This is a genomic window from Cellulophaga sp. BC115SP, assembly GCF_009905545.1.
GTDB classification, from domain to species: Bacteria; Bacteroidota; Bacteroidia; order Cytophagales; family Spirosomataceae; genus Flectobacillus; species Flectobacillus rivi.
The window spans coordinates 1-6,066 of sequence record NZ_JAAALB010000095.1; the positions used below are offsets into that span (position 1 = coordinate 1).

Below are 6,066 nucleotides of genomic sequence, written 5' to 3' on the forward strand. Positions count from 1 at the left end.
GTGTTTATTCCTGAGATGCACGAAAAACTAGAGATGACTAAAGCAGGTCTTGAATCCTATCTAGGTTACAAAGCCGTTGATGCTGGCGTAAATCCCAAACTACCACCTAAGGAAGAAGAAGTCGTTGCAGGATGAGAAAATTCATGATTGCTTTTAAGCACTATCAACACGACGGAAAAGACTTTTACAATCAATTGATGAGGACTTTTCTAAGAAGTGAATTTATTCATTGCGAGCTAATTTTCTCAGATGGAAAGGTCGGTTCTTCCAATGAATTTACAGGTGTAAACATCTTTGCTGAAGACCAAAACCGAAACCCGTTTTATTGGGAGTTCTACGAAATTCCGTGGTACTACGAAGTCGAGACACGAAAATACGTAGCACGAAAGGTAGGGAAACCCTATAATTGGGGTGGGGTCTTGGGAAGTATGTTGTATCCCATAGGGCTGAGTCAAGACGGTTTTTGTTGTGCTGACCTCTGTTATGTTGCACTTTGTAAATCAGGCGTACCACTTCCCAACCACGACCCTGAGAGTGTTTCTCCGAATGATTTGCGGTTAATGATTCAAAAACTCTATCCACGAATATACCCCTGAAACGATGTTTAACAAACTCTTAAAACTCGGAAGTTTCTTTGTCGGCTTATGTATCGCTGGTTTCTATGTGTCAGGAATGATGCTCAATTTTATCCAGCTTCGTAAGGAAAAAGAACTTCGAAAAATCAATAAATACGAATAACCGCTAAACCTATTATTATGAGTATTCAAGCTGGTACGCTGCTAAAAACCAACAAAGAGAATGTTTACGCATTCGCAGCTAAAGGTTCTAATGGAGAATACTATGACTTCATGTCCAAAGATGAACCTATCTGGATTTTGAATGATAGCAACTCCCGACCAGACCCCAACAATAAACTTCATGCTTATGTTGGAGATGCGCTTAACCCACCACAGCAATCTGTTATGAAGTTGTGGGCAGGAATCTTCTCTGACGTTGGTACTGCTACAGGTCGTTCAGAAGTTGAAGGTGGCATCCTTTTTTATCAAGTATCTGGTTCACTTTGGGTTTATAACCCTTATGTCAATAAAGATAGTTTTCTGAAAACAGCCCTGTATTGGGTAAAAGCTTCAGAGGTAATGACCGACAAAGATTACAAGGAAAAGGCTAGTAAGAATGCAGAATTGGAGAAAAAAGAAAACGAATCTAACCTCAATAATCCCGAATCACCCCAAAATCAAGGAGAGAAAAAGGATGGATTGACACCTCCAACCTCTGCGGCTGGCTCAGGTGCTGGGACAAATTCCAAAACAGGTTTAATACTTGGTATCATTGCTGGTGTTGTGTTGATTGGTGTCACGATTTGGGCAATTGTTACCCGTAAAAAAGAAGACTAATGAAAAAGACACCAACGGACACTTCACAGGGTTTGGATACTTCCAAAACGGATAGTTCAAACCAGACAAATACGGATAAAAACGGCAAAACCAAGGTCGGACAAGCTATCTCCAATATTTGGGGAGGGATTAAAGGTATTTTTACAGGAAAAACACAGAATCCTGTTTCTGCCAATGGGACAACTTTGCAGGTAAAAGACAACCAAGGTAATGTCATAGCTCAGAAGGAAACCAATACCAATTGGGGCGGAGTTTTGGCAGGTGTGGGACTACTTTTTACGAGTATTTTCCCCAATGCCATCAATCAGGATTCTAACCTCAACAACCAACAACCTGACCCGAATGTCCAGCAACAACAGTTGCAAAGAACAGGTCAAAATATCCTTTGGATAGTTGGTTTGGCGATTGTGGGCATAGGCACTGCCATTTTTATCTATTTCAAAAAGAAGGATGATTAGAATCGGAGTAGTATCGAAAGTAAAGGAAATAGATGGTGAGCAACTACGAAAAATCGTGGCAGCTATCAACAAGCAATTGGCGCTACATTTTGCACCCTATTGGGCAATTGAAGCACAAGCTACGGTTTTTAGTAGTACCGACTCAATACCAAAAGGTTACTTCCTTGTAACCATCGAATATGACATTGGCGAAGACCTTGGTGGTTTTCATGGAGTCGATGACGATGGAGTCCCTTTCGGTAAAGTTAGATTCTCCACCAAGGTCAGTTATGTTCTTTCACATGAGATTCTGGAAATAGTTCATAATCCTTATCTCAAGAAGTTTCGAAAAACTACAGGGTTTAAAGAAAATGAAGACGACCCGCTCTATGTAGAGGAAGTCGCAGATGCTACGGACGGGAAAGGTTATTTGATTGATGGTATTGAAGTATCTAATTTCATCACACCCGACTGGTTCAACAAGGTTCATGTCGAGAACATCAAATATGATTTTCTAGGACTTTTGAAAAGACCCCGTGAGTTATATGAAGGTGGCTACATTAGCTGGCTCAGTGTGCAAGGTGAATACTGGCAAGCGGTCAAAACCAAAGGGAAACTCTTAATTCGTAAGCTCACAGGTTCAAGTGTAGCCAGTGAAACCAAGAATAACCCTCTAGCTTGGATTATTCCTAGTGCGGTTATTTTGTTGAGTATAGTTGCATACCTCCTTATTCGTAAAAAAACCTCTTAAACTCTCAATAACCTATGAAAAAGACCCAAAACAAGTCAGAGGAGAAGCCTAAAAGAACCTTTTCTCCTGCACAAAAAGCAGCTCAAAAGAAAGTAAAGCAAGTCAATCTGGAAGCTGTGAAAAGTATCTACGAAGCTGGCAAAGCAGGAAAACCAATACCTACATGGGGTAAATCCCTAAAAGCTGCTTCCAAAAAAGTTTACAAGTAATTGCCTCTAAACCTAAATAGCCTTGACTGATTTTTTAGTCAAGGCTTGTTGAATCATGAAACAACACAAATATCCTCTTTGGAGCATCTTTCTGATAATACTAGCAGCAATATGGTTTTTCTGGGATAAGATAATGTTGTTTTTTACCCAAAAAGCACAAAAGGAATTGGCTGCCTCCAATGCTAAGATTGACAAGGATACCGATTTATTACTTGAAGTATTAGCTCAGGATAGATTGGCGATGCAAAATCTCTCTCAGAAAATCGAAGCTTTAAAAGATGACAAAGATAATGACACTCAACCCGATGGTGAGGTCAATAATCACTACAGTACAACCGTCTACAAAGGAGTCGATTTTCAGGAAGTTTTGGCAGGTGAATATATTGTCAAAGGTCGCTTAATCACGATTAAAAACGGGCTTGCCTATCACTTCAATTCACTATTAGAGGAAAATTATCTCAAAGCAACAGGAATTAGTTTAGACAATGCTCCAGTGGGAGAAACACTCCATATCCAAGTGGAAGGGGTCGTTGAAATTGCTAATTGGGGACTTGCTGTTAATACGAATTACTATGCTGGTCCTGCTGGACAATTAATGCCATCCGCACCTGATGGAAGTACAACCCAAGGTGTAACCCAAAGTGTTGGCTTGTCACTTACTCCCGAAAAGCTCAACCTAGATTTCTCAGTTTCTATTATCAATCAAATTCTCACTTAAAACTAAACCTTAATTTAAAATGCCAACTAAAAAACAAGCCATTATCAAGACCACTGACGGTAAAATGCAGGTAAATGTCGCAACGGATACGTCTGACGGTACTGCTGCTAACGCTGGTCGATTTTTGTTGCTCAACGACTTAGGTATCGTTGATGATTCCGTGATTCCAGATTGGATGAAAGGATTCCTTATCAAAGATAACTGTGTCGAAACAGGCGGTATTGCTGTAGGGAAAATGGTAGCCCTGACCTCAACGGGCTTTGTCCTTGCTGATAATGGCACATTGACAAAGGATGCCATTGGTATTGCCGTATCAGTGGGTGTTAACGGTGCTCAAATGTCCGTTTTGACAGGTGGTAAGTTTACCATCACAGGCGCAACTTTTACCAAAGGGTCAACTTACTTTTTGGGTGCAACTGGAGATGTAACAGTAACACCTCCAGACAACGTAGCCAACAAGCTATCCCAAAGAGTGGGTAAAGCATTAGCTACGACTCAACTGGTTCTTGAAATCTCAGAGCCTATTATTACCTCATCATTGGCTTAGGTTTCACCTAGGTTCTTAACCTATTTAAAATCATGGCAAAAAAACAAGTTATCTCAAAAAGTGGGGGTGGTAAACTTTATGCAAACGTGGCAACCGACACCTCTGTAGGTGCAGTTGATGCTGGTGAATATGTTCTGCTGAATGGTGTTGGGGTACTCGATGAATCTGTTTTGCCCAATGAGATTTCAAACTTTGTACTCAAAGACAACTGTGCTGAAGCTGGTATTACGGTAGGAAAGCTCGTTGCGTTAACATCAACGGGCTTTGTTTTAGCCGACAATGGTTCTATTGACAGAGAAGCAATAGGCGTTGCCCTGACAGCAGGAACCGTTGGACAACAAATGATGGTAGCCATTGCAGGACGATTAACGATTTCGGGTTCAACCTTTGCCAAAGGAACTCGCTATTATTTAGGTTCGGCAGGAGCAGCTATTGCTACACCACCAGACAACGTTGCTAACAAAATCAGCCAGTTCATTGGGAAAGCACTGTCATCGACCTCTATTCATTTAGAGTTCGGTCAGTCGATTATAACCACTGCACTCTAATGAAAGAAAAAGTCCTTTTTAAATCAACGAGTGGGATTTCTACTGAGAAGGTTATTGGCACACTTCCTACAGGAGGTGCTGCCAATATGCTCTTTGTGAAGAATTCGGCTACAGATTTTGATGGGATATGGCAAGCACTTACCACGACAATGATAACTGGAGCTTTAACCGTAGGTTCACTTTCACCTTCTTTGATTGCTCAAGATAGTAACAACAGATTCGTAACTGACTCTCAGGTATCGGCATGGAACGCCAAAGCCAATGCGGCAGATTTAAACAACTATCTTCCACTGGCAGGTGGCTCTATGAGTGGAGCTGTTCGATTTAATACCTATGGGAACAATTCGATTAGCAAAGGAACAGGTGATGGTGCAAATAGTACCACATACAACTTCGAAATTGCCTCATGGTGGGGAATTGCCTTTAAAGACACTTGCTATAACACGATCAATATCGTATTCGATACCAGAGCTGGAAAAATCCAGACCAAAAAAGTTCAGATAACAGATTTTAACAATGGAGTTGTAGATTCTCCCGTTGTTGCGGCAGCTGATGGGACACTGGCAAAGAAAGCTATTAGTGCAGCTTTTGTGACAGAATCAAGCGATAAACGCTTTGTGACAGATAGTCAAATTTCAAGTTGGAATGCCAAAATATCAGGGATTAACTTAGAAGAAAACGGTACAGTTAAATCTGGCAATAACACAAATATCAACTTTTGTAATGGTAGCTTTATTGGTGCTTCTGTATTTGGAAATCAAGTGCGTTTTAACGTCGACGTAGTTAATGACGACTCACGATATAACGGCACTACAACATCTCCTATTTCAACCAGTTTTGTCAAATCCAAGTTAGATGGTAAGGCTGATTGGGGACATGGTCATAGTTGGGACAGCATTTATGGAAAGCCTGGTGCTTTCAATGTCCTTCTAAGAGAAAATGGAGGAGACAGAAGTGTTGATTCTGCCATTAACTTTTCTAATGGAGCCTATAACATTGTTCAGGTAGATGGGAATACCATTCGCTATCATTGTGATGTCGTCACAGACAATTCCCGTTGGGCAGATTGGTGTCCCAATCCTATAGCTACCAACCTTATCAAATCCAAACTTGATGGAAAAGCTGACTGGGGACATGGACACAGTTGGGATAGTATTTCAGGAAAACCCTCTTCCTTTAATCCGACAGGGCATAATCATCATTGGGATAATATCGATGGGAAACCACTTTATATCAATGGTTCTATATTGGTGAGCAACCTTAGGTTCTATTCTCCCAATGGTAGCACTCTTGATGGAATGAATTACATTGGTCATATCAATTCGGAGGTGATTTCTTCTAGTGGTATTTCAGTAAATGACCTTCGCTTAAATAGTACACCTACCTATGCCAAGTCAAGCGCTCCGTCTGGTTACCTGACGCTCGATGGTAACAGAGTCATTTTCGTCAACTCATTTTATTA

At 40.9% G+C, this 6,066-nt stretch carries 10 protein-coding genes; all 10 read left to right on the forward strand.

All coding sequences use genetic code 11. The features are described 5' to 3' along the window. Positions 1–131: 131 nt before the first annotated feature. Complete coding sequence (locus GVN22_RS26560) at positions 132–596, forward strand: hypothetical protein (RefSeq protein WP_166554037.1); 465 nt, start codon at positions 132–134, stop codon at positions 594–596. Positions 597–600: 4 nt separating this feature from the next. Then, positions 601–738: a hypothetical protein gene (locus GVN22_RS26565; protein ID WP_166554030.1), complete on the forward strand. Its 138-nt coding sequence runs from the start codon at positions 601–603 to the stop codon at positions 736–738. A 17-nt stretch (positions 739–755) separates the two neighbouring features. Next, a complete protein-coding gene (locus GVN22_RS26570) occupies positions 756–1,394 on the forward strand; it encodes a hypothetical protein (RefSeq protein ID WP_166554038.1) in 639 nt (212 codons plus the stop codon). Then, positions 1,394–1,852 (forward strand): hypothetical protein, encoded by a 459-nt coding sequence (locus GVN22_RS26575; RefSeq protein ID WP_166554039.1) that lies wholly within the window; start codon positions 1,394–1,396, stop codon positions 1,850–1,852. The genes GVN22_RS26570 and GVN22_RS26575 overlap by 1 nt, the downstream gene beginning before the upstream one ends. Next, a complete protein-coding gene (locus GVN22_RS26580; protein ID WP_166554040.1) occupies positions 1,845–2,582 on the forward strand; it encodes a hypothetical protein in 738 nt (245 codons plus the stop codon). The genes GVN22_RS26575 and GVN22_RS26580 overlap by 8 nt, the downstream gene beginning before the upstream one ends. A 14-nt stretch (positions 2,583–2,596) precedes the next feature. Then, a complete protein-coding gene (locus tag GVN22_RS26585) occupies positions 2,597–2,791 on the forward strand; it encodes a hypothetical protein (protein ID WP_166554041.1) in 195 nt (64 codons plus the stop codon). A gap of 55 nt (positions 2,792–2,846) precedes the next feature. Then, positions 2,847–3,509, forward strand: coding sequence for a hypothetical protein (locus GVN22_RS26590; RefSeq protein ID WP_166554042.1), 663 nt, complete (start codon positions 2,847–2,849; stop codon positions 3,507–3,509). 19 nt (positions 3,510–3,528) lie between these two features. Continuing rightward, positions 3,529–4,056 carry a hypothetical protein gene (locus tag GVN22_RS26595; RefSeq protein WP_166554043.1) on the forward strand — a complete coding sequence of 176 codons (528 nt, stop codon included), beginning with the start codon at positions 3,529–3,531 and terminating at the stop codon, positions 4,054–4,056. A 32-nt stretch (positions 4,057–4,088) separates the two neighbouring features. After that, positions 4,089–4,604: a DUF2190 family protein gene (locus tag GVN22_RS26600; protein ID WP_166554044.1), complete on the forward strand. Its 516-nt coding sequence runs from the start codon at positions 4,089–4,091 to the stop codon at positions 4,602–4,604. Continuing rightward, positions 4,604–6,066, forward strand: a 1,463-nt coding sequence (locus GVN22_RS26605) for a tail fiber protein (protein ID WP_205691050.1), incomplete at its 3' end; no start/stop codon positions are given. The genes GVN22_RS26600 and GVN22_RS26605, both read left to right, overlap by 1 nt.